Below are 20,628 nucleotides of genomic sequence, written 5' to 3'. Positions count from 1 at the left end.
CTGCCGAGTGGGTCCCGCGCACGGGGCAACGGCCGGCCGCCATCGACTTTCGGCGCATTCGGACCGTTGACGCCGGCGAGACCGGCGATCATCCTGGTGGAACGCGAGGAGGTGGCCTGTTGTCCGAACCACTGAGCGTTCCGCTGCGGATGCCGGCCGAGCCGATTCGTCGATCGGTGACGTCCTCATCACCGGCGCCGACGGATAGTCAGGTGCCCGCCTTCCCGGCGGTGGTCCCACATCTGACAGCCCCTCGGCGGACGACGGCCGGTGGGTCGCCCGCGACTCGAGCGTCAGCCCCGGTACCCGACCTGCCGAGCAAGCTCACGGCCCTGCGACGCAAGCCCAGCGCGCCCGCCCCGGCACCTGTGATCCGTCGCCTCGTCGACTTCCGGATGAAGAAACCGGGCGAGCCGACTGCCGAGGAGGTGGTTGCCAAGCTCGACCCGAAGGCGCAGCAGCGGTACCGGCGGCTGCTGGACGACAAGGATCTACTGTTCGTCTTTCACAGCGTCGAAACCCTCGCCGAATACTGCCTCACCGGCGACACGGCGCTGTACTCGATGTACCAACGTCAGCCGACCACGGAGCCGAACAATCGCCTGCCGGCACCCAAGTACGGCTCCGGGAACAAGTACGAGTCCAGCCGCGCGAACCTGCCTATTTACATGGAGATCGAGCAGACTCCCTACCACGGCGGTAGTGTCCGGCCGCCGGCACAGGTGGTCGGGAAGGAGCGGCTCGACACCCTGTCCGCGGATGTGGCCAAGAACCGCCGGAAGGAATCCGGCATGAACGTCGACCCCCGCCCCACCACCAATGTCTTCCAGTACGAACTGCAACTGACGTTCAGAATCACCCCGATGGAACACACGGAATGGGGCTGGCGCGAACTGATCGACCAGGAGACCAACGGCCTGGAGGTCCTCGCCCGGTCGCCGATGTACCAGAGCAGCGGAAAGGCGATGCCCAAGGGCGACACGTCGAAACAGACCAGCAGCCGGGCCGCGCTGACCCCGGTGGAGATCGGTGACGAGGTGCGCGGCGGGGTACAGCAGGCCGCCGTGTACGCCAAGCAGTTCGACCAGTTCAAGCCCACGCTGCCATGGACACACCAGGAACGCGGCGGAAAGCTGGATCTGAGTCTGGCCAACCAGAAGGATCCCTCGGTCAAGGGTGGATACACCATCGCCTCCGGCTCGCTGTCGTCGCTGTGCTTTCACTCCGAGCCGCAGGCGCTGGGTGCCACCACCCGGGAACTGCCGCCGATCATCACCGAGCTGGTGGAGAAGTTGCTGGCGCGGGCGGACAAGACTCAACGGCCTGCCGCGCTGGTGTTCAACTCCCTGCAGGTCTTCGGCGCCTCCAACCCGAATACCGTGTGCGGCAACGCCTGCAAACCAGCGCTCGCGAAACTGCTCGACATCATCACGGATCGCTTCGACGCCGCGATCGCCGGGCGCCGCGACGCGCTGCTCAAGGAAGGAATCATCGTCCGTCCCAGCCACTTCTTCCGAGCCCACATGAGCGTCGGCGCGCCGGAGGAATTCGGCGGCTACGGCACCGGAGCGATCGAGATCGACGCCATGGTTCAGCCGAAACACGGTGTGGTGACCGAGTTCCCACCGGGGATCTTGATGAAGGACAATCAGAAGTTGAAGGATCGGAAGGAGAAGCGGGAGAAGGCCAAGGCGCTCAAAGCTGCGAAGACGGCGACACCGCAGTCAGCCCATCCGCAAGGGACCAAGACGACCGCCTCGCAAGCTCAGCTGAAGGGGCACCCGAGCAAACGTCAGAAGAAGGACCACACCTGACGCCGATGCCGCGCTGCCCGAACCTCACTCCAGCCAGGTGGTGACGAACCGCTCGTTCGCGTGGATGTGCACGGCCTCGTAGCCGCCCGGCAGCGTCCGGAACTTGTGCGGCGTCTCGGCCGGCACCACCAGGACCCGGCCGGCACGAACGGTCTGCTGTTCACCGTCGACGGTGAACACCGCGCCACCACGGCGGATGACGAACGTCTCGGCGTAGGGATGCTGGTGCAGGCGTGGCCCGACGCCCTCCTGGGTAGTGGATTCGAAGATCAGCGAGACGCCGGCCGCACCGGGCAGTTCCTCGTAGTTCTCGGCCCAGTCCTCTCCGTCGTCACGCCCGTCCTGCCGTTCGATCACGAATGCCTTCATCGCTGGCCCTCTCCGTTGAATCCTTCCGCCGCCCGCGGAGCTGCGACGACGTCCTCCGTGTCGACCGGACAACCGACGCGAACTCATCGGGCTGCAGCCGGCGTGCCGGGAACCGGTGACCCGGGTCGTCCGTTGTCGGGACAGTCGGGTTCGGGCAATGGTGCCCGAAGGAAGAAGGCAACGATGGAGCCGGAACTCACACCGGAACAGTCCGACCGGTTGGCCGAGGCGCTGATCAACGACGTCATCACCGAGCTCGTCGACGAGCGGCAAACGGCGGTCGACGACTGCAAACATCAGCTCGAGAACGCCCAACGCGCCCTCGACGAGGTGCGCCGGTCGCACCAGGACTGGGCCCGGCATCGGGAACTCGACTACTCGATCGGTGAGCGGGTGGTGATGAACGCCAAGCTGGCCGACTTCGGGTCGCCGGCGGTGCCCCCCGGCACGCATGTGCGGGCGGTGCGCTCGTACTTCGAGCGCCACCCGCCCAAGATTGCTCTCGAGCGATTGACCCAGCCGCACCGCCGGTTCGGCGGGCTGGTCCGGGGCCGCTGACGAGCCGTGGCGAGCCACGCGCGGCCTGCCTATGACACCCTTCCGGTGGCCTTGCCGATCGCGCCGTCGGGAACTCCAGAGGCGAGCGGGAAATTGTCGCGGAACACGTTGTCCGGGTCATAGCGGCGTTTGAGCTCCCGCAGCCGGGCCAGGGTGGCCGGCGGGAACGCCTCAAGCAGCCGCTCGGGACGCTGGTCCGTCTCGAAACTCAGGTACAACCCCGAGAAATGGTGTCGCATCGCATCCCAGACCGGGTCGATCCGGTCGTGCGATGCCCCCATCGCGACCACCGAGAACTGCGCCGACCGGTGGGCGAACGCGGTCGCCTCCGGTTCGACGTCGGTGGTGGCTCCGCCGAGCGCGCGGATCTGGAAGAAGTAGGTGGTCCCGCTGCGCAGCAGCCGATCGGCGGCGGCGGCGAACTCCGGCGTCACGTGTTCCAGCAGCCCGGACCGGGACACCGGTTCACCTGCGGCCTGATGTCCGCCCCGCGGTGGCGCGCTGACCAGCGTGTCGTAGGGCAGGATCAGCGCCTGCTGGCCGGCCAGCGGGGCGATGTCGGCGAGCCGCTGCAGCCGCTCGATCACCGTGTCGGGGTCGTCGGAATCAACCACATTCATGGTGTGCGCGACCGTCTTGCCGGCGCGCGGCGGTCCCATGGTCAGAAAGCTCGTGGTGTCCCGAGGCGACGCCTCGACCGCGGCCCCCCAGCGGACCAGGAAGCCGGGGAGGTCTTCGGACACATCGAAGGTCAGCTGGCCGAAGCCGACGTCGCCGACCTGGTCGACCTCGAACTCGAACGCGGTGACGATTCCCAGGGCGAACCCGGCGCCGCGCATTCCCCAGAACAGGTCGGCATTCTCGTCTTCGGTGGCCCGGACCGCGGTGCCGTCGGCCAACACCAGCTCAACGGCGCGGACGTGATCGATGGTCAAACCGTGGGCGCGGCCGAGGAAGCCGACCCCACCCGCGGTGGCCAGTCCGCCGACACCGACCCCGCCGGAGTCACCCGAGCTCAGCGCCCAGCCGTGCGGCCGGAGCGCCGCGGCGACCTCGCCCCAGCGCGCCCCGGGTTCGATCCTGACCCGACGGCTCGCCTGGTCCAGCACCTCGATCCGGCGCAGATGTCCGACGTCGATGACGATCCCACCGTCGTTCGTCGAACGGCCCGAGATCCCGTGTCCAGCACTGCGCACCGACAGCGGCACCGGCTGCGTGCGCGCCCAGGTGACCGCGTCGGCGATCTCTTCGGCGGTGCGCGGCCGCAGCACCAATCCGGGTGAACCACCGCGCAGGTAGTTCGACCGGACGGCGCCGTAGCGCACGTCCCCGGGTTCGACCGCGTCGTCGGCGAGAGTGGCCGGCACGCCGTCATAGTCGATGCCGTCCCGGCGCGCCGCCCGGACCCGCAGCGGCGGGACGACCCGGACGGTGGTGCCGCGGGCTGCCCGTTCGACGGCGACCGCTTCCCGCACGGCCGGCACTACCTCGGCGGCGAAGACGTCGATGGCGGCCGGGTCGTCACCGGACAGCAGCACCGTCGAGATGCCGCCGTCGACGATCAACGGCACGAGTTGCTCGACCCACTGTGTGGGTGGGCCGTCGAACCTCTCGAGTGCGAACGGGCCGGACAACATCTCGGACGAAACTGCCGACGACACAGCGGATGACGGCGCGAAGCTGCCGGTCAGGTTCAGCACCCGGCGAATCTCCCGCGGGTCGCGACCCGCCGCGACCGCGGCCCGGTCGATCCGGCGGTTGCCGTCGGCCAGCCTGGCCAACCCCGCGGTGCCACCGGGCAGCACCCAGCCATCGCCGACCCGGCCGATCAGGTCCAGCATCCGTGGTCCGGCCGCGCCGATCCAGATCTGGATCCGGTGCGCGGGCGCCGGTCCGCGTTCCGCTCCGGAGGCGCGGTGGTAAGTCCCGGCGAAGTGCAGCGGACCCGGCTTGCTGGTGTCCCACAGATCGCGGAGGATCTCGATCGCCTCGGCGAGGGCAGCCACCGATTCGGCGGACTCGAGTCGCTTGATCCCCATGGCGGACATGGCTTCCCAGTAGTGACCGGCGCCAAGTCCCAGCTCCAAACGGCCGTCGGAGAGCAGGTCGAGACTGGCCGCGGCCCTGGCCACCACGGTGGGCAGCCGCATCGGCACGTTCAGCACGTTCGGGGCGATGCGGATCCGGTCGGTGCTCCCGGCGATCCAGCTGAGCAGGGTCCAGGTCTCGTGAAAGTCCGGCTGGTACGGGTGATCGGCGACCGTGACCAGATCCAGCCCCGCACGCTCGGCCCGTTGGGCGAGCACGACAGGGGCCAGCGGATCGCCGGCGGCCCGCGCGCCGTTCCGCGGGCTGATGGTGGCGCCGAAACTCAACGGCTGTCCGTAGTCCATCGGCGTTCTCAGCGCTCGGCTGCGACGAGCTCGCGGGTCGCCGGGGCGATCTCCTGACCGAACAGTGCCAGCGTGTCCCGATCGTCCCCGGCCAGGATGAAGGCACTGACGCCGTACTCGAGAGCGAGGGCGGCCAACTGCTCGGCCCACTGTCGCGGCGGTCCGACCAGCAACCGGTCGCTCGGCTGGGCCGACAGTTGCCCGTTGATGTTCAACAGTCGGCGGATCGCGGCCGGCTCGCGGCCCGCGGCCAGCGCCGCGTCGTCGATGATCATGTTGGATTCGGCGATCTGCTGCAGCCCCTTCAGGTATCCGAGCGATGGCAGCCAACCGTCCGCGCTGCGGCCGATCAACCGCAGCATCCGGGGCTTCAGGGCACCGAGCCAGATGCCGACGTCGTGCGCCGGCGCCGGCCCGCGCTTGGCACCGTCGACCCGGTGGAAGCTGCCGTCGACGACCAGCCGGGTGTGGTTGTCCGCATCCCAGATGCCACGGATGATCTCGATCCCCTCGGCCAGCGCCCGGACCGATTCGCCGGCGGAGAGCCGCTCTCCGCCCATCGCGACGATCGGGTCCCAGAAGCCGCCGGCGCCGAGGCCGAGTTCTATCCGGCCACCGCTGAGCAGATCCAGGCTGGCGACCGCCCGTGCCAGCACCGCGGGCTGCCGCAACGGCAGGTTGATGACGTTGCCGGCCAGCCGGATCCGGTCGGTGCGGGAGGCCAGGTAGCTCAGCAGCGTCCAGGTGTCCAGGAACGCCGCCTGGTACGGGTGATCCTGAAAGGTCGCCAGGTCCAGACCCGCCGCCTCGGACACCCGGGTGAGCTCCAGGACACCCTCGATGTCCTGATTGGTCGGGGTGATGAACGATCCGAAGAGCAGGTCGTGGCCGTAGTCCGTCATTTTCCTCACCAATCTGTTGTTTTACAGATGATATGCCACACCACTGGTTTGCCCAACAACAGGTTGGTGGATAGGATTCCCGGATGAGCACCGCCCGCGACGACCAGCGAACCGCCGAGCGCGGTCTGGGCTGGTCACTCGGCGTGCTGCTGCGCGCCTACGAGGCGTCGGTCCGCGACATCGTCGACGAGCTGCCACATGGACACCGTGGCTACCGAGTGCTGTCCGAGGTGGTGCATGGCGCACAGCCGAGTCAGCTGGCCTTGGCGGCCCACCTGGGCATCGATCGCACCGTGATGACCTACGTCATCGACGACCTGGTGGCGGCAGATCTGGTGCAGCGCCAATCGAATCCCACCGATCGCCGACAGCGCCGGGTCGTCGCGACGGCCACCGGCCGCCGCGTCCTGCGCCGGCTGGAACGGCGGGTCCGGGCCGCCGAGGACGAGGTGCTCGGCTCACTGGATGCCACCCGCCGAGCCGCGCTCTGTTCGATGCTGCAGCAGGTTGCCTGGGATGTCCGGGGGGTCGGCGTCGGGACGGACGTGTGCGAGGTGGCCGAGGACTGGATCGGCGCGGGGCCGCCGGAACGCGGTTCAGCTCGGGCCACGCGCTGATCGATCGCCGAGGCGGCCGATGAATTCGGCGCTCGCGGCAGGTCGATACCGGGACAGCCAACGAACACCTGGAGGCCGGCCATGGGCGCAGTGAGGTCACACATGACGATGTCGCTGGACGGATTCATCGCGGATCGAAGCGATCAGGTCGGAGAACTGTTCGAGTGGTACGAGGCGGGGGAGATCACCGTGCCGAACCCGAACGAAACGGTCACGTTCCGGGTCGACGACGCCGGCGCCCAGGTACTGGGTGAGCTGACCGGCCGCTGCGGCGCGCTCGTCGCCGGCCGGCATCTGTTCGACATCGCCGATGGCTGGGGCGATCAGCACCCGGTGGGCGCGCCGGTCGTCGTGGTCACCCACCGCCCGCCCACCGAGGCCGCCAGCAGGTGGCCGACCACGACCTTCGTCGACGGGGTTGATGCCGCGATCACCCGCGCCCGGCAGATCGCCGACGGCAAGGACGTGGTCATCGCGAGTCCGACCATCACCCAACAGGCACTGGACCTCGGGCTGATCGACGAGGTGTGCGTCAGCCTGGTCCCGGTGCTGTTCGGCGAGGGAATCCCCTACTTCGCGACCTTGCGCGACGGCCACCAACTGCTCGAGGATCCGGTCGTGGTGCAGGGACACCGCGCGCTCCACCTTCGGTACCCGGTCCGACGTCGGGACCGCTAGGGCCGCCAACCCTGCGCTCCCTCGCGACGGCTGCCACACTGGACGCCATGACTCACCACGACCACGGGTCCGGCACCGATCATTTCGATGAGGCGTCGAAGACCTGGGACGACGATCCGGCGAAACTCGAGCGCGCTCGTACCACCGCCGCCCTGCTGCGGAAACGGTTGCCGCTGACCGGGTCCGAGCGCGTCCTGGAGATCGGCGGCGGCACCGGCCAGCTCAGCCTCAACCTCGCCGACGCCGTCGGATCGGTGACGGTGTCCGATGTCTCGCCCGGCATGGTGCAGGCGGCAGCGGTCAACATCCGGGCCGCCGGACTAGCCGACCGTTTCACCGCGATCCAGCTCGATCTCGCACGCGAATCCGCGCCGGGCGCGCCCTTCGACGGCGCCTGGAGCCAGCTGACCTGGCATCACGTGTCGGACGCCGAGCAACTGCTGCGCCGTACGCGGGAAGCGCTGGTCCCCGGCGGATGGCTTGCGGTGGTCGAACTGGACACCGACGCCGCCGGCGATTTCCACGCCCACCACGCCGAGTTCACCGGCCACCACGGGTTCGATCGGGACACCTTCGCCGGGCAGATGCGGACGGCCGGCTTCCGTGACGTCACGGTCGAGGACGCCGGCTCGGTCGAGCGGGAACTCGAGGCCCGCGGCCGACAGCTGTTCACCATGTTCCTGGCCATCGGGTACGCCGCCGGGCAGTCCTGACCTGGCGAGTTCCGGACGGCCGGCGGCTCCCCGGCCGACCGCGCGTCAGTCCCGGCTGCTCACCCATCCGTCCGGCTGGAACGCGGCCGCATCGCCCGGCCGCCGGTCGTTGAAGACCACGGTGTGTCCGGCCCGGATCGAGACCGCGTCGACGTAGACGCCGCGCCCGTGATAGAGGTTGTCGGTGGTGTACCGCCACCGAAGTTGCACCGCGCCGGTCAGCGAGGACAGGTCTGCCTGCGCCCGAAGCCATTGGTGCCCTTCGTATCCGGAAATGGCGCCGGTCGTCTGCACATCGAGGTTCCGGCCGCGAAGGGTGAACGGGACCTGAGTCCAGGTCGTACCCGCGTCGTTCGACGCCTCGAGACGGACGAAGTCGTATTCGGGTTCGGTGTCGTACCACAGGCCGAAGTCGAGCCGGGACGACGCCGGCAAGGTCAGCGGAACGGTCAGCGTTGTCGTCGTCCTGTCGGCCATGCCGGCGAACCACGCAGTGCCTCCCTGCCGGGGCTGGACGCCGACGGCGCGGGCCAGATCGTCGGCGACATCCCGTCGCGGCGGATTGACCGACCCCCAGTTCCGGCTCGGGTGCACATGGTTGGTAAGCAGGATGACGAACGACTTGGTTGTCGGGTCGATGACCAGCGAGGTACCGGTGAACCCGGTGTGCCCGAAGGTGTACGGCGTGGCCAGCCCGTTCATGTACCACTGCTGGTACAGCTCGAACCCGAGCCCGTTCGGGCCGGGGATCGCCGGTGAGTCGGACAGCATCGCCAACACCGAGGCCCTGGACAGGATCCGGGCGCCGCCGTACCGGCCACCGTTGAGCATCATCTGACACAGGATCGCCAGATCGTGCGCGGTGGAGAAGACCCCGGCGTGGCCGGCCACACCGTCCAGCGCCCAGGAGTTCTCGTCGTGTACCTGACCCCAGACCAAACCGCGGTTCGGAGTGAGCTGGTACTCCTGCGCCGCCACCCGGTACTTCAGCGCAGCCGGCGGGTTGTACATGGTGTCGGTCATCCGCAGTGGCCCGGTGATGCCGTTGTGCACCAACACATCCAACGTCTTGCCGGTGATCGACTCCTCGACGAACTGCAGGGTGATCATGTTCAGGTCCGAGTAGATGTAGGTGCTGCCGGGAGCGGCCTGCAGAACGGTGGCGTACACCGCGTCCACCTTCTGCTGGCGGGTCGGATAGGTCCACAGGCCCGGGCTGGGATCCGGCGGCAGACCGGAGGAATGGGTGAGCAGCTGCCGGATCGTGATGTCCTGCTTGCCGTTCTGCGCGAAAGCCGGGAGGTAGGAAGCGACGGCGGCGTCGAGGTTCAGTTCGTGGTGGTCCACCAGCTGCATGGCGACGATCGTGGTGAACAGCTTCGACAGCGAGGCGAGGTCGTAGATGGTGTCCTTGGTGGTCGGGATCCACTGCGCACGAGGCAGTTCGGTGCCCTGCTGGTCGGCGTAACGCAGGTTGTAGCCCTCGGCTGCGTATTCGGCGACCACCCCGTTGCGGGCCGCGAGGACGACGCTGCCCGGGTACAGCGCGTGTCCGTCGACGCCGGTGCCGGGGTCCGACCCGTGCGCGGCGTCCACCGGGATCCGGTCGGCGTACTGCTCGATCAGGTGTGCCTGGCGCGGGGTGCCGTCACGCAACGTCGTCGCGCCGTGACCGACCACCTGGTCAAGGGTCGGGCCGCCGCCGGTGGTCGCCGACACCGGAGTCGTCGGGTCGGCGGCGGGCGCGACGCCCTGAGCTGCGGCCGATACCCCGGCCCGCGCTCCGGTCGGCGCGTCCGCCGACTCTGCGACCGCGGTTCCTGCCGACGCTGCGGTTCCCGGTGATTCCGGGTCGGCGGCCGGGTTTGGGGCCGCGGAGACCACGGTGGCCGGGAGCAACGCCGCCAGGATCGCTACCGAGGCAAGCACGACCAACCATCGATGGCGGGCACTGCGCTGCCTGCGCTCGGTGAGTGAACCCGGATTCGTCTGACGAAACATTGCTGGTCTGTCCCTTCGATAGCCGGAACGGCAGGCACGGCTGACGATCCCGACCACCTCCGCCCGACGACGCCCGTCGACGCCCGTCGACGCCAAGATGACGTGAATCATCAACGCGACCCGCACTCAGCGCGGAAGTTTTCTACGACGTCGCGGCGATGTCAACGGATTGCGCGATCCGTCAGCCGGATGCCTGCTCAACCAACCTGGCCAGCTTGCGGGGCGCGAGTAACAGATAACTCTCGGTGAGCAATTCGGCCAGCTCGACCCAATCGACATCCGGTTCAAGGGCCAGCGCCAAGACGTTGGACCTCCCTCGCGGCTGGTAGAACGGGTAGCCCGAGTGCGCCAGGGCCATCAGCTCCGCTCCGGCCGACCGGAACGTCACCACGTCGATCGATTGCGGTACCGGTGCCCCGCGGCTGAAGAGCGAGCCGTCGTCGGGATCGACCCTGGCCAGGTGAGCGATCGTGTGCTGCCGGACCCGCCACCGGACCCCACGCCAGGCATCCTCCTCGTAGGCCTCGGGCAGCCCGAGACAGATCCCCGCGACCCGGGCGACGTGGGCCGCGGACGTCTCGTTCGTCATCCCGGCGGGTCGAGGTGGCAGCGTCGGTTCATCGGACTATTCGACACCCGGCCACCGACAGTCGGTGATCGGACGGCACCCTTGTCCTCGACCCGGCCGGCGTCGAGGCTGCCGACCCGGACGCCGCCAGGCGCGGCGGCCGACGGCTCCGCCGGGATGGAAGGCCTACTGGTGCGGTTGTCGGTTACCCGGGCCGTCGCCGATCCGTCATCCTCATGACAACACCATTCAGCAGGAGGTAACGACGTGCCGGGACCGAGTCCGGAGCAGTCAGTGGCGGCGGCATTCGAGGAGCAACGTGGGCGCCTGCAGGCGGTCGCGTACCGGATGCTCGGTTCCCGGTCGGACGCCGAGGACGCCGTGCAGGAGGCCTGGCTGCGATTGGCCCGCCTGGACGCCGGCGGGATCGACAACCTGGCCGGTTGGCTGACCACTGTGGTGGGTCGGGTATGTATCGACCAACTGCGCTCGCGTCGGGCCAAACCCGAGACGTCGTACGAGGAACAACTGCCGGAGATGGTGGTCACCGAGGACGACACCGAGGGACCTGAGGACGCCGCGCTGCTCGCCGATTCGATCGGGCCGGCCCTGCTGGTGGTGCTCGACACCCTTGGCCCGGCCGAACGTTTGGCCTTTGTGTTGCACGACATGTTCGCGGTGCCGTTCGAGGACATCGGCCAGATCGTCGGCAGGTCAACGGATGCGAGCAAGATGCTGGCCAGCCGGGCTCGCCGGAAGGTGCAGGGGCCGCATCACTCGACCGCCGAACGGCGGCAGCAGCGCGCGGTGGTCGATGCCTTCCTCGCGGCCGCCAGGAAGGGCGATTTCGAGGAACTGCTGCGGCTGCTCGATCCGGACGTGACCTGGCGGACCCGGACGGCCCATGGCGTGACCGTCCGGCTCGGTGCGACCGAGGTCGCCGCACACGCCGAGCGCGGCGCTCGGGCCAGGGCGACCGCCCAGCGCGTCCTGGTCAACGGTGAGCCGGGGGTGGTGGCCTGGAGCGCGGGCGGCCGACCGCTGGGCGTGCTCGCCTGCACCGTGGTGGACGGCCGGATCGTCGAGATCCGTTCGATGCGGGATCCGGATCAGCTGGCGGCGATGAACCTTCCGCGGCCTCGCGGCTGAGCCGATCCGGTCGGCGCCGCGCAAGGACTGAACGGCCGCCAGATCTCCGCATGATGGGCCAACGCGGCCTCGATCGTCTGCAGCGTTACGGCCCGAAGTCGCAACTCGTCGCGCGTTGAACCGTCCGTCACCAGCCCCACCCGTCTTTCGTCAGCGCCATTCTTTCCTGCCGGTGTGTGCTTTGGTGTGGCGAACCGCCGTTGGTGGGCCGGCCGCCGATGTCGGTCAAGGCGTTGCCTGCGCTGCGGTCAACCGTCATTACGGGCCAGCGTCAGGTGGGTCACCCCGCTGGGCGAGGACACCGCCTCGATCCGGTAGCGGTCCTGTAGTCCCTCCAGCCCGTCCCACAGGCGGACCCCGCGCCCCAGCAGCAACGGCACCTGGACCACGTGCGCCACGTCGATCAGGCCGGCGGCCAGGAAGTCCCTGACGATTGTCGGGCCGCCACCGATCCGGATGTCGAGGCCACCGGCGGCCTCCGCCGCGGCAGCGATCGCCTCCTTCGGTGATGCATCGATGAAATGGAAGGTGGTGCCGCCCTCCAGCTCGACCGACGGCCGCGGGTGGTGGGTGAGCACGAAGACCGGGGTGTGGAACGGCGGGTTCTCGCCCCACCAGCCCCGCCACTCCCGCTCGGTGCCCAGGTCTTCCCAGGGGCCGGTCTGCCAGCCGAACTTGCCGCGGCCCATGATCTCTGCGCCGATGCCGGGTTCGTGACGTTCGGCGAAGGCGTTGTCGATGCCGGTCGAGCCGCCAGGCTCGCCCACCATCGCGCGCCAGAACCGGGTGGCGAACATCCACTCGTGCAACCGTTCTCCGGCATGGCCGAACGGCGCCTCGGCCGTCCTGCCGTCGCCGGTTCCGAAGCCGTCGAGCGAGATCGAGAAGTTGTGCACGCGTACCTGCGTCATTGCATCCTCCAAGTGCTTGCGATCTGCAACTGGTCGGAAACACAGTACTTCCTGAACCGGGCTGACGGCGCCCATACTGATGACGCGGATCCCCTACTTCGGGTATCCGAGATACGGGACGCTGCGGGCAGGCAGAATCGAGGAGTGCCATGGTGCTGATCCAGGTCGCTCAACGCGCAGCCGATCTGCAGCGCGCAGCCTTGTTCTATGGCGACCTGCTCGGTACCGCACCGGCCGCGGTCTACGACCCGCCGGGGCTGCTGTTCTTCGATCTCGGGAACGTTCGGCTGCTGCTGGAGAACAACGCGCCACCCGCACTGGTCTACCTCGGGGTGGACGACATCGATGCCACGATCGAACGTTTGCGCTCCCAGGGCGTTCCGATCGTTTCCGAACCGCAGGTGATCTTCCGGCACGAGGACGCGGCGCTGGGTCCGGCGGGCACCGACGAGTGGCACGCCTTCATCACCGACAGCGAGGGCAACACCGTCGGACTGGTGGAGCAGCGGCCGAGCTGACCTCCCGCCACCTGCAGCGGCCGGGGGCACGGCATGCGCGCCGGATCGGCCGGCCGTCCTACCGGTGGGCAGCCCGCTCCCGGAGCCAGGCTTCGACGCCGGCCCGCGCCATCGCGGCAATGCCGGTCGGGTGGCCGGTGAACCCGTGTGGCGACTCCGGATAGATCCTGAGTTCGACGTCGTTGCCCGCGGCGGAGAGCCGACCTGCAATCGCGAGGTTGTCCTCCAGCAACACATCGGCGCTGCCGACGACCAGCAGCGTCGGCGGAAGGCCGCGGAGTTCGCCGTAGACGGGCGAGATGTCCGGCACAGTACGGTCTTTCACGTCGCCGACATAGGCTTGGATGAAGTACTCGTCGGCGATCAGCCGGCCCGCTGGAGTCTGCGCACTCAGATCGTAGGTGCCGAACAGCAGTGCGGCGCCGCCGAAACCGGCCGAGTCGCCACCGTCCCGCAGCCGGAGCAGCGTCACCATGGCGAGCGTTGCGCCGGCCGAGCTGCCGCCGATCGTCAGCCGGGATGTTCCGAAATGGCCCTCGGCGTTTTCGACCAGCCACCGCGCCGCGGTCTCACAGTCGTCGGGCGCGGCGGGCCAGGGATGCTCGGGCGCCAGCCGGTACTCCACGCTGACGACGGCCATCTGCAGAGCGTCGGCGAGCTCACGATTCCGGACGTCGCCGCGCGCCGCCGAATCCAGGTAGAAGCCGCCACCATGGATGTCCAGATAGACGCCAAGGGCCGGACCTGCGGTCGGCCTGAAGATCCGCACCGGAACCCGCCGTCCCGCGGCTTCGACCATCTCCTCGATGGCCGGCGGATCGCTGGGAGCGGGCGCGGATCTGGCTGCGCGTGCGTCCCGCAACTCCTCGGGCGTGCTCGGGCCACGGCCGGGCGTCCTCGCGTCGTAGAAGGCTCGAGCGTTGTCGACCTGCCAGGCGGGTACGTCGACCAGCAGGGTGTTCACAGCGAATCGCACGCGGCTCCTTGGCTCCAGGGTCTGGCCAGAACGGTACTGCCGGTTACTCGGCCGGACCCCAGCGCGGCCGCCGACTGCTCGGCAGCGAAGATGAACCATGACCTTCGACGTCGCCGCAGTCCGAGCGCACTTCCCTTCGCTGACGTCCGGCATCGCCCATTTCGACGGACCCGGCGGGACCCAGACACCGGCGGTTGTCGGACAGGCGATCGCGCACAGTTTGACCGGACCCTTGTCCAATCGCGGCAGGTCGGTGGTCAGCGAGCGCAACGCCGACGACGCCGTCGACGGTTTCCGATCTGCCATGGCCGACCTGCTCGGTGCCACCGCGAACGGCATCGTCTACGGCCGCAGTGCCACCCAGATCACCTACGACTTCTCCCGCACCCTGGCCAAGACCTGGAATCCCGGCGATGAGGTGGTCGTCAGCCAACTCGACCACGATGCCAACGTCCGGCCGTGGGTCCAGGCGGCCGCCGCCGCCGGGGTGACCGTTCGCTGGCTCCGGCTCGATCCAGCGACCGCCGAACTGGATCTCACCGACCTCGACGAGGTCGTCAACGAGCGCACCCGGCTGGTCGCGGTCACTGCCGCGTCCAACCTGATCGGCACCGCACCACCGGTCGCCCGGATCGCCGCCCGGGCACACGAAGTCGGGGCGCTGGTCTACGTCGACGGAGTGCACTACACGGCGCACCGCACGGTCGACATCACGGCGCTGGGCGCGGACTTCTTCGTCTGCTCCCCGTACAAGTTCTTCGGACCGCACTGCGCCACCCTGGCCGCCGACCCGGCACTGCTGGAAGAACTCGATCCGGACAAGCTGCTGCCGTCGACCAACGCGGTCCCGGAACGGTTCGAGTTCGGCACCCTGCCCTACGAAATGATGGCCGGCGCCGCCGCGGCCGTCGACTTCCTCGCCGGACTCACCACCGCCGAAGGTTCTCGCCGCGCACAGCTGACCGCCGCGAATCACGTCATCGACGAACACGAACAGCGGCTGCGCCGCGACATCGAAGATGGACTGGCCGCCCTCGGCGACCGGATCACCGTTCACTCGGTCGCGCCGGAACGCACCCCGACCCTGTTCTGCACGTTCAGGGACACTGACGCCGCCGACGTCAGCCGCCGGCTCGCCGGTCGCGATATCCTCGCCCCCGCCGGCAGTTTCTACGCCTACGAGCCCTTTCGCGCGCTGAACCTCGGGGTCGACGCCGGACTGCGGATCGGCCTGGCGCCCTACAACGACGACACCGACGTCGATCGGCTCATCACCACCCTCGGTGAGGTCGTGTCCGGGCGATAGCTCTGCCCCCTGACACAGGGGCGGAAAGATTCTGGGCTCGTTCTCAGGAACCGTGACTACCGTTGCTTTCATGGACGATGAGTCCGGCGAACGAACACCACCGACGAGCGGTGCTGGTGCGCGGCCGCGGTTCAGCGCGCCGAGCCCGATCGCCGGCGCCGAGGGCCAGGGTGCGCCGGGCCGGATCACCGGCGGCGGAGCGCAGCGCAGGCCGGCCACTCACCGCGGATTCCGCGCGGAGCCACCCACGGTCCCGAGAGAGCAGACCGACGCCCGGCAGCCCGTCACCGAGCAGACCGCCACCCTGCAGCCCGAGCAGTCCGCCGCCGGTGATCAGCCGGCCGGACGAGCCGCGGCGCGCACCCGCACGGCCAACTCAGCCCGGTGGGCCGCGGCCGCGGCCGGCGTTGCCGCGGTGGCCATTGTCGTCATCGCCCTGTTGGCATTCCGGTTGGGCGCCAGCGATTCCGACACCGCGAGTCCGGCGGCTACGAGCACCGCGGCGAGCACGGCGAGCAGCCCGACCACCCTCGCGGCGGGCGACATCTACCGGTTCGCGGTGCCATCGGTCGTGGCGATCACCACCTCCAAGGGCTCCCTCGGCACCGGATTCATCGTCACCGACAAGGGCGTCATCATGACCGCCAACCATGTCGTGTCCGACGGCGGCGACATCGCGGTGATCTTCGCCGACGGCACCAAGTCGACCGCCACCGTGGCCTCCGGCGACAAGGCCGCCGACATCGCCATGCTGGTCCCGGCCACGCTGCCCGAGGTGGTCGTCCCGGCGACCCTGGGCGGAGGCGTCGCGGTCGGCTCCGACGTCGTGGCGATCGGCAACCAGCTGGCCCTGGCCGACAGCACGACCAGCGGCATCGTCTCCGGCCTCGACCGCACCGCGAAGACAGACGCCGGCCGGCTCTCCGGGCTGATCCAGTTCGACGCGGCGGTGAACCCCGGCAGCTCGGGTGGACCGTTGCTCAACAACCAGGGCGCGGTGGTCGGGGTCGTGGTGTCGATCGCCGACCCCGGCAACGACGACTCCTGGTCCGGCATCGGCTTCGCCGTACCGATCGGCGGCGCCCTCGTCGCCGCCGGCGACGGCCCCGGCGGCGGGCCGGTGCTGTGAACCCACAGTGAGCGCGGCCACGAACGAACCGGCCATCACCCCCGACCGAAGAGGAACGCAGATGACGTCAACACCGGCCACACCCGGGCCGTCGTTCAACCCCGGATTTCCCTTGGAATCGGTGCTGTTCGAGGTCAAGCGCACCATCGTCGGCCAGGACGTGCTGCTGGAGCGGATGGCCGTTGCGTTGCTCTCCGGTGGCCATCTGCTGGTCGAGGGCGTGCCCGGGCTGGCCAAGACCCTGGCCGTCAAGTCGCTGGCCGGCGCGATCGGCGGCGAGTTCCAGCGGATCCAGTTCACTCCGGACCTGGTACCGGCAGACCTGGTCGGCACCAGGGTCTTTCACCAACCGACGGGCGAGTTCCAGGTCTCGCTCGGGCCGGTCTTCACCAACCTGCTGCTGGCCGACGAGATCAACCGGGCGCCCGCAAAGGTGCAGAGCGCGTTGCTGGAGGTGATGCAGGAACGGCAGGTCACCATCGGCCGGCAGACCCATCGGGTGCCGGATCCGTTCCTGGTGATGGCGACCCAGAACCCGATCGAGTCCGACGGCACCTACCCGCTCCCGGAGGCGCAGGTCGACCGCTTCATGATGAAGGTCGTCGTCGGCTACCCCACCGGCCCCGAGGAACACGCGATCGTCGAACGTGCCCTGCAGCCGCCGGCGGCGGCCCAGGCGATGATCTCCCCGGACATGTTGGTACGCATGCAGCATTCGGTCGAACAGATCTACGTCGACCCGGCGATCACCGACTACGCCGTCCGGCTGGTCGCCGCCACCCGCTCCCCCGGCCGGGTCGGCCTCGGCGAGCTCGACCGCTACCTGACCTACGGAGCCAGTCCGCGGGCGTCGATCGCGTTGGTCCTCGGCGGTCGCGCGCTGGCCTTCCTGCGCGGCCGCGACTACGTGTTGCCGCACGACCTGGACGAACTCGCCCTCGACGTGCTCCGGCACCGCGTGGTGCTGTCGTACGAGGCGCTGGCCGACGACCTGGACCCGGACGCCATCCTGACCCGCGTGCTGCGGGCCGTGCCGACCCCCGAAGTCGTCCTGCAGGATCGCTGAACGGGAACGGCGCCGAGCCCATGACCTCCGCACCCGACAAGCTGCTGCTCCGCCTCGAGTGGCGGGTGATCCGGCGGCTGGACGGTCGGCTGCAGGGGGCGTACCGCACCCTGCACCGCGGCTCCGGCCTGGATTTCGCCGGTCTGCGGGCCTACGTCGACGGTGACGACGCCCGGCACATCGACTGGAACGTCACCGCGCGGCTGGGCGAACTGCAGGTGCGGGAGTTCATCGAGGATCGCGAGTTGACCGCCTGGCTGGTGCTGGATTCTTCGGCGTCCATGTCGATCGGTGCCCCCGGCCGCGGCAAGCACGACGTGCTCGCCGAGCTGGCGATGATCCTGGCCCGACTGCTCAGTCGCAACGGCAACCGGGTCGGCGCCGTGCTCTACGACACCGGGTCGGTGCGCATCGTGCGACCCGGCACCGGTCGCAATCAGGCACTGCGGATCAGCCGGGAGATCGACCGCACCCCGGTCGACCGCAGGGGCAGCACCACCGATCTCGCCGCGATGCTCGAGGCGGCGGCGTCGCTGGCCAAGCGGCGCAGCCTGGTGGTGGTGATCTCCGATTTCATCGGCACCGGCGACTGGGAGCGGCCGCTGCTGCGGCTGGCCCACCGCAACGAGGTGGTGGCGCTGCGGGTGGTGGACGCCGCCGACGACGCCATCCCCGAGGTCGGCATGATCGTGGTGGAGGACGCCGAGACCGGCGAGCAACTACTGGTCGACTCCAGCGATCCGTGGTTCCGTTCGCGGTTCTCCGAAGGGGTCGACGTCCGGGAGGCCGGCCTGCTGGCCGGCATGCGCCGTGCCGGGGTGCCGCACCATCGGGTCGACACCGACAGCGACCTGGTCGACACCCTGGTGTCGGTTGTCGCCGAGACCGGCCGGCGACACAGATGACGCTCACCAGCCCGTTGCTGCTCGTCGTCGGCGCTGTCTTGGTCGTCGCGCTCATCGTCGGCGTCGTGCTGTTCACCCGGCGTCGGCGCGAAGCGCTGGCCGGCGCGGGAATCTCGGCCCCGACCGGTCGACGCCGGGCCATCGGTGGATGGTTCACCCTGGCCGGCCTCGCCGTGCTGGCGGTCGCGATGGCCGGCCCGGCGGCCTCGCTCCCGGTCGGCAGGTCGGCGGGAACCGTCATCGTGGCGATGGACCTGTCGAACAGCATGGCGGCCACCGACGTCGCACCCAGCCGGCTGGCCGCCGCCCAGCAGGCGGCGACCGCGTTCATCAATGCCCAGCCGGACACCGTCGACATCGGGGTGGTCGGGTTCGACCAGGGTGCGCTGAGCACGTCGCTGCCCGGGCCGGACCGGGCGGCCGCGGTGGCTGCCGTGCAGAACCTGCGGATCTCGGGTGGGACGTCACTGGCCGCGGCGATCGTCGGCTCGCTGACGGCGATCACCGGCAAGACCGTGTCGCTGAACAAGGACGGCTCGCTGCCCGATCTCGGGTACTGGGGGTCGGCGACCATCGTGCTGTTCTCCGACGGTGAGGACCAGGGCCAGCAGGGCAGCGCCGAGCTCGCCGCGACCGCCGCCCAGAACGCCGGGGTGCACATCGACACGGTCGGCGTCGGCACCGCAGCGGGCGGCACGGTGCAGGTGGACGGCTACCAACTGCACACCGCGCTGGACGAGCAGGAGCTGACCATGATCGCCCGGACGGCAGGTGGCAGTTATCACCCGGCATCCAGCGCCGCCGAGCTCGACGGGGTCGCCTCGAGCATCGACCTGCGGCTGACGGTCGCCGATCAGCAGGTGCCGCTGGCCGGCGCCTTCATCGGCTTCGCCCTGCTGCTGCTCGGCGCCGGGGCGGTACTGACGGTCGTGCGCACGGGGAGGTTGGTCTGATGACCTTCAGCTGGCCGCTGGCGCTGTTGTCGCTCCTGCTGATCCCGCTGGTGCTGGGCATCGCCTGGTGGTCCCGGCGACGCCGGCGCCGGTCCGCCGTCACCGTCACCTCGATCGCCTTGGTGCGGGCAGCGGTGCCCGGTCGAACCCGGTGGACCAGGCGGATCCCGGTACTGCTGCTGATGCTCGGCCTGCTGGTGCTCGGGGTGGGGGCGGCTCGCCCACAGGCGACCGTGCCGGTGCCGAGCGACTCGACGACGATCATGCTGGCGATGGACGTCTCGGGCTCGATGTGCTCCACCGACGTCGCCCCGAACCGCATCACCGTCGCCGAGCAGGCGGCGATCGCCTTCGTCAGGTCCCAGGCCGGTGGGCCGAAGATCGGCCTGGTCGCCTTCGCCGGAGTCGCCGGGCTGCAGGTCCCACCGACCACCGACACCGATGCGTTGGTCGCCGCGATCCAGCAACTGACCACCGCCCGCGGCACCGCCATCGGGTCGGCGATCCTCACTGCCATCGACGGTATCGCCGCCATCGACCCGGCGGTCGCGCCGACCGGCGCCGATCTCACCACGACCGCGCAGGCCGACGCCGCTGACGTCATCGTCGTACTCACCGACGGAGCCAACACCCAGGGCGTCGACCCGGCCCAGGCGGCGCAGCAGGCAGCCGCCCGGGGGCTGCGGGTCTACACCATCGGATTCGGCACCACTACCCCGACCAGGATGGCCTGTACCGGCGCCCAGGTCGAGGGTTGGGCCAGCGGCGGCAGTTACGGAGGCGGGGGCGGGGGTTTCGGCGGTCCCGGCGGCGGATTCGGCGGCGGCCGCGGCAACCCGTTGGTGATCGACGAGCCCGCGCTGCAGCAGATCGCCGAAACCACCGGCGGTCAGTACTACCGGGCCGAGAACGCCGACCAGCTGCAGACCGCGCTGGCCGACCTGCCCAACCACGTCACCCTGATCACCGAGAAGGCCGACCTGGCGGCCTGGTTCGCCGCCGCCGGCGGCCTGCTGATCGCACTCGCGGTCGGACTGTCGTTGTGGTGGAACCGGATCAGGGTGCCGCGCCGCGAGCCGTCGATCCGCTGAACCCCGCCCGC

Annotated in this window: 19 protein-coding genes and 1 pseudogene; 13 read left to right on the top strand and 7 right to left on the bottom strand. The window is 69.5% G+C overall.

Annotated features, from left to right (window positions below):
* The first annotated feature begins 395 nt into the window (after positions 1 to 395).
* On the top strand, positions 396 to 1,814 hold the full coding sequence (locus tag K340_RS0108290; RefSeq protein ID WP_029136378.1) for a hypothetical protein: 1,419 nt from the start codon (positions 396 to 398) through the stop codon (positions 1,812 to 1,814).
* 24 nt (positions 1,815 to 1,838) lie between these two features.
* Here K340_RS0108290 and K340_RS0108285 read toward each other — a convergent pair whose 3' ends face one another.
* Entirely contained in the window at positions 1,839 to 2,183 is a 345-nt protein-coding gene (locus tag K340_RS0108285) for a cupin domain-containing protein (RefSeq protein WP_051265476.1), read from the bottom strand.
* A gap of 183 nt (positions 2,184 to 2,366) precedes the next feature.
* On the opposite strand from K340_RS0108285, the gene K340_RS0108280 reads away from it, so the two are divergent.
* Complete coding sequence (locus K340_RS0108280) at positions 2,367 to 2,741, top strand: hypothetical protein (protein ID WP_029136376.1); 375 nt, start codon at positions 2,367 to 2,369, stop codon at positions 2,739 to 2,741.
* Positions 2,742 to 2,770: 29 nt separating this feature from the next.
* On the opposite strand, the gene K340_RS28380 is transcribed toward K340_RS0108280, so the two are convergent.
* Both K340_RS28380 and K340_RS0108270 read right to left on the bottom strand, forming a co-directional pair.
* A complete protein-coding gene (locus K340_RS28380) occupies positions 2,771 to 5,134 on the bottom strand; it encodes an LLM class flavin-dependent oxidoreductase (protein ID WP_051265474.1) in 2,364 nt (787 codons plus the stop codon).
* 11 nt (positions 5,135 to 5,145) lie between these two features.
* A pseudogene (locus tag K340_RS0108270) lies at positions 5,146 to 6,036 on the bottom strand (LLM class flavin-dependent oxidoreductase); the annotation flags it as partial.
* 83 nt (positions 6,037 to 6,119) lie between these two features.
* On the opposite strand from K340_RS0108270, the gene K340_RS0108265 reads away from it, so the two are divergent.
* The 3 genes from K340_RS0108265 to K340_RS28375 all read left to right on the top strand — a co-directional run bounded on the left by K340_RS0108265 (position 6,120) and on the right by K340_RS28375 (position 8,044).
* On the top strand, positions 6,120 to 6,653 hold the full coding sequence (locus tag K340_RS0108265) for a MarR family winged helix-turn-helix transcriptional regulator (RefSeq protein WP_029136374.1): 534 nt from the start codon (positions 6,120 to 6,122) through the stop codon (positions 6,651 to 6,653).
* 102 nt (positions 6,654 to 6,755) lie between these two features.
* Complete coding sequence (locus K340_RS0108260) at positions 6,756 to 7,331, top strand: dihydrofolate reductase family protein (RefSeq protein ID WP_211229330.1); 576 nt, start codon at positions 6,756 to 6,758, stop codon at positions 7,329 to 7,331.
* Positions 7,332 to 7,378: 47 nt separating this feature from the next.
* Complete coding sequence (locus tag K340_RS28375; RefSeq protein ID WP_037363531.1) at positions 7,379 to 8,044, top strand: class I SAM-dependent methyltransferase; 666 nt, start codon at positions 7,379 to 7,381, stop codon at positions 8,042 to 8,044.
* A gap of 45 nt (positions 8,045 to 8,089) precedes the next feature.
* Here the strand turns inward: K340_RS28375 and K340_RS28370 are convergent, their stop codons facing one another.
* Together K340_RS28370 and K340_RS0108245 are read right to left on the bottom strand one after the other, a co-directional pair.
* Positions 8,090 to 10,045, bottom strand: a complete 1,956-nt coding sequence (locus K340_RS28370; protein WP_051265472.1) for a serine hydrolase — start codon at positions 10,043 to 10,045, stop codon at positions 8,090 to 8,092.
* Between the two features lie 181 nt (positions 10,046 to 10,226).
* Positions 10,227 to 10,634, bottom strand: a complete 408-nt coding sequence (locus tag K340_RS0108245) for an MmcQ/YjbR family DNA-binding protein (RefSeq protein WP_029136372.1) — start codon at positions 10,632 to 10,634, stop codon at positions 10,227 to 10,229.
* 273 nt (positions 10,635 to 10,907) lie between these two features.
* On the opposite strand from K340_RS0108245, the gene K340_RS0108240 reads away from it, so the two are divergent.
* The gene (locus tag K340_RS0108240) at positions 10,908 to 11,762 is read left to right on the top strand and encodes a sigma-70 family RNA polymerase sigma factor (protein ID WP_211229329.1); all 855 of its coding nucleotides are present in this window, start codon (positions 10,908 to 10,910) and stop codon (positions 11,760 to 11,762) included.
* A 248-nt stretch (positions 11,763 to 12,010) separates the two neighbouring features.
* Here K340_RS0108240 and K340_RS0108235 read toward each other — a convergent pair whose 3' ends face one another.
* Positions 12,011 to 12,673, bottom strand: a complete 663-nt coding sequence (locus tag K340_RS0108235) for a dihydrofolate reductase family protein (RefSeq protein ID WP_029136370.1) — start codon at positions 12,671 to 12,673, stop codon at positions 12,011 to 12,013.
* Between the two features lie 149 nt (positions 12,674 to 12,822).
* Between K340_RS0108235 and K340_RS0108230 the strand changes: the two genes are divergently transcribed.
* Positions 12,823 to 13,191, top strand: coding sequence for a VOC family protein (locus tag K340_RS0108230; protein WP_029136369.1), 369 nt, complete (start codon positions 12,823 to 12,825; stop codon positions 13,189 to 13,191).
* Between the two features lie 58 nt (positions 13,192 to 13,249).
* Here the strand turns inward: K340_RS0108230 and K340_RS0108225 are convergent, their stop codons facing one another.
* Positions 13,250 to 14,167 carry an alpha/beta hydrolase gene (locus K340_RS0108225; RefSeq protein ID WP_029136368.1) on the bottom strand — a complete coding sequence of 306 codons (918 nt, stop codon included), beginning with the start codon at positions 14,165 to 14,167 and terminating at the stop codon, positions 13,250 to 13,252.
* 97 nt (positions 14,168 to 14,264) lie between these two features.
* On the opposite strand from K340_RS0108225, the gene K340_RS0108220 reads away from it, so the two are divergent.
* The 6 genes from K340_RS0108220 to K340_RS0108195 all read left to right on the top strand — a co-directional run bounded on the left by K340_RS0108220 (position 14,265) and on the right by K340_RS0108195 (position 20,617).
* Positions 14,265 to 15,473 (top strand): cysteine desulfurase-like protein, encoded by a 1,209-nt coding sequence (locus tag K340_RS0108220; RefSeq protein WP_029136367.1) that lies wholly within the window; start codon positions 14,265 to 14,267, stop codon positions 15,471 to 15,473.
* Between the two features lie 70 nt (positions 15,474 to 15,543).
* Complete coding sequence (locus tag K340_RS28365; RefSeq protein WP_084614181.1) at positions 15,544 to 16,602, top strand: S1C family serine protease; 1,059 nt, start codon at positions 15,544 to 15,546, stop codon at positions 16,600 to 16,602.
* A gap of 61 nt (positions 16,603 to 16,663) precedes the next feature.
* Positions 16,664 to 17,668: an AAA family ATPase gene (locus K340_RS0108210; RefSeq protein ID WP_029136366.1), complete on the top strand. Its 1,005-nt coding sequence runs from the start codon at positions 16,664 to 16,666 to the stop codon at positions 17,666 to 17,668.
* Between the two features lie 20 nt (positions 17,669 to 17,688).
* Complete coding sequence (locus tag K340_RS0108205; protein WP_029136365.1) at positions 17,689 to 18,573, top strand: DUF58 domain-containing protein; 885 nt, start codon at positions 17,689 to 17,691, stop codon at positions 18,571 to 18,573.
* Positions 18,570 to 19,526 (top strand): VWA domain-containing protein, encoded by a 957-nt coding sequence (locus K340_RS0108200; protein ID WP_029136364.1) that lies wholly within the window; start codon positions 18,570 to 18,572, stop codon positions 19,524 to 19,526. The genes K340_RS0108205 and K340_RS0108200 overlap by 4 nt, the downstream gene beginning before the upstream one ends.
* On the top strand, positions 19,526 to 20,617 hold the full coding sequence (locus tag K340_RS0108195) for a VWA domain-containing protein (protein ID WP_029136363.1): 1,092 nt from the start codon (positions 19,526 to 19,528) through the stop codon (positions 20,615 to 20,617). Before K340_RS0108200 ends, K340_RS0108195 begins: the two co-directional genes overlap by 1 nt.
* Positions 20,618 to 20,628: the final 11 nt, after the last annotated feature.

Origin of the sequence: Nakamurella lactea DSM 19367 (assembly GCF_000426645.1) — a bacterium.
In the GTDB taxonomy this organism is placed as follows: Bacteria; Actinomycetota; Actinomycetes; order Mycobacteriales; family Nakamurellaceae; genus Nakamurella; species Nakamurella lactea.
This window is presented reverse-complemented; position numbering and strand designations above follow the sequence as displayed.

Bases quoted from the DNA above. Each gene is read 5' to 3' on its own strand.
- K340_RS0108290 (WP_029136378.1), top strand. From the start codon at position 396: ATGAAGAAACCGGGCGAGCCGACTGCCGAGGAGGTGGTTGCCAAGCTC.
- K340_RS0108285 (WP_051265476.1), bottom strand. From the start codon at position 2,183: ATGAAGGCATTCGTGATCGAACGGCAGGACGGGCGTGACGACGGAGAG.
- K340_RS0108280 (WP_029136376.1), top strand. From the start codon at position 2,367: ATGGAGCCGGAACTCACACCGGAACAGTCCGACCGGTTGGCCGAGGCG.
- K340_RS28380 (WP_051265474.1), bottom strand. From the start codon at position 5,134: ATGGACTACGGACAGCCGTTGAGTTTCGGCGCCACCATCAGCCCGCGG.
- K340_RS0108265 (WP_029136374.1), top strand. From the start codon at position 6,120: ATGAGCACCGCCCGCGACGACCAGCGAACCGCCGAGCGCGGTCTGGGC.
- K340_RS0108260 (WP_211229330.1), top strand. From the start codon at position 6,756: ATGACGATGTCGCTGGACGGATTCATCGCGGATCGAAGCGATCAGGTC.
- K340_RS28375 (WP_037363531.1), top strand. From the start codon at position 7,379: ATGACTCACCACGACCACGGGTCCGGCACCGATCATTTCGATGAGGCG.
- K340_RS28370 (WP_051265472.1), bottom strand. From the start codon at position 10,045: ATGTTTCGTCAGACGAATCCGGGTTCACTCACCGAGCGCAGGCAGCGC.
- K340_RS0108245 (WP_029136372.1), bottom strand. From the start codon at position 10,634: ATGACGAACGAGACGTCCGCGGCCCACGTCGCCCGGGTCGCGGGGATC.
- K340_RS0108235 (WP_029136370.1), bottom strand. From the start codon at position 12,673: ATGACGCAGGTACGCGTGCACAACTTCTCGATCTCGCTCGACGGCTTC.
- K340_RS0108230 (WP_029136369.1), top strand. From the start codon at position 12,823: ATGGTGCTGATCCAGGTCGCTCAACGCGCAGCCGATCTGCAGCGCGCA.
- K340_RS0108220 (WP_029136367.1), top strand. From the start codon at position 14,265: ATGACCTTCGACGTCGCCGCAGTCCGAGCGCACTTCCCTTCGCTGACG.
- K340_RS28365 (WP_084614181.1), top strand. From the start codon at position 15,544: ATGGACGATGAGTCCGGCGAACGAACACCACCGACGAGCGGTGCTGGT.
- K340_RS0108210 (WP_029136366.1), top strand. From the start codon at position 16,664: ATGACGTCAACACCGGCCACACCCGGGCCGTCGTTCAACCCCGGATTT.
- K340_RS0108205 (WP_029136365.1), top strand. From the start codon at position 17,689: ATGACCTCCGCACCCGACAAGCTGCTGCTCCGCCTCGAGTGGCGGGTG.
- K340_RS0108200 (WP_029136364.1), top strand. From the start codon at position 18,570: ATGACGCTCACCAGCCCGTTGCTGCTCGTCGTCGGCGCTGTCTTGGTC.
- K340_RS0108195 (WP_029136363.1), top strand. From the start codon at position 19,526: ATGACCTTCAGCTGGCCGCTGGCGCTGTTGTCGCTCCTGCTGATCCCG.